General features: G+C 32.5%; 1 protein-coding gene. It reads right to left on the bottom strand.

Features of this window, described 5'->3' with window-relative positions; translation table 11 throughout:
- Positions 1 to 121: 121 nt before the first annotated feature.
- Entirely contained in the window at positions 122 to 1,357 is a 1,236-nt protein-coding gene (locus V7266_RS29595; protein WP_335472790.1) for a helix-turn-helix domain-containing protein, read from the bottom strand.
- Positions 1,358 to 1,449: the final 92 nt, after the last annotated feature.

Raw genomic sequence — 1,449 nt, 5'->3', positions numbered from 1 at the left:
TATTCATTTATCTTCCCCATAAGAAAACACCTCCTGAGTTACGTATTATTTAAATACGATTCAAGGGGTGCTTTTTCCTTTGTCTTATTTAACTAGGTCTCTCCATTGATCCCAGGTCTCTTCATTTAATAGGATTATCTTTATAATGCTTTGGCGTGACACCTGTAAATTTCTTAAATACCTTTATAAAATAACTTTGATCTGTAAAGTTTAAAAGGGCACAAATTTCGGATAAAGAGTGGGAAGTCAACATTAACAAATTTTTTGCTTCCTCTATTTTCACTTTTTGAATATATTCACTCAAAGCAATCCCAATCTCTTTTTTAAATAGAGAGGATAGATAATTGGGTGTTAATTCAACTATTTCAGATAAACTTGTTAGTGTAATATTTTCATAGACATGATTAAAAATATAATTTTGACAGATGGAGATAGGTTTTGAATAATGTTCCTTATTGCTGAAATGGACTCTATCTGCAAAGTCCTCCATTGCTTTTGCTTGTAATTTCTTTACTTCGTTGATATCTTGTAATTCTTCAAGTCTTTGGATATACATATCACTTAAGGAATAGGCGATCTCTGGATAAAGACCGCCGTCCATCGCGGCTCTCGTGGACAAAGTAATGGCTGTAATGGCTAAATTTTTTACATTTCTTAATTGGCTTTTCTTTGAAAGAACCCCGTATTCGAATTCTTCATCTATCAACCTTAGACATTTAAAAAGCTCTTCCTTATTCCCCTTTGTGATAGCATTTAGTAATTTTTTTTCAATTAAATGATCATGATGGAGTTTGGCGTTTTGACGTCTTAGGGATAATTCTATGTCAGGATTTTCAGTCAGAATTTCCTGAACCTCTTTTTGTTGATTTTGTTGGATGACAAAGTCCAAATCAAGTAGTTGGTGATAAATCATATAATGCACATGGATGCCGATCCGGGTTAAATCGTTATTTTTAATAACAGGTAGAGATTGATAGTAAAAAACAATGAGATCTAGATCGGTAAATAATCCAAGGTCATGACTCATTCTTTTTAACATATCTACAGAGTAATCAGTAAAGATGGATGGTCCGCCAATAAGACTTCCTTGGAATGAATTTCCGCTCTCTAAATTAATAACCAAGTAATTTTCTAGTAATTCAGTAGACTTGATCAATGGATATTCTGATGGATCCTCGTTTTTTACCAGCTGACCTAAATCACAGATGGTTGAAGTGGAAAGCGGATTGGGGCGATAACCGGCTGAGAATTCAAAGATTAATTCCCCTTTTGAATCAAAGAGGTAAAAAGGAATCTTAAAAGTCTCATTCATATGATTGCAAATAAATTCTAAGTGGTCTCTATTAGGAATTGGCATGTTATACCCCTTATTAACATAATCAATATACTTTATTTTAAGATAATACTATTTTTCGATAAAAATTACCATAAAGTTCAACAAATTAAATC

It is taken from the genome of Neobacillus drentensis (genome assembly GCF_036965645.1).
Classification (GTDB): Bacteria; Bacillota; Bacilli; order Bacillales; family Cytobacillaceae; genus Neobacillus; species Neobacillus drentensis_D.
This window is presented reverse-complemented; position numbering and strand designations above follow the sequence as displayed.

Bases quoted from the DNA above. Each gene is read 5' to 3' on its own strand.
- V7266_RS29595 (WP_335472790.1), bottom strand. From the start codon at position 1,357: ATGCCAATTCCTAATAGAGACCACTTAGAATTTATTTGCAATCATATG.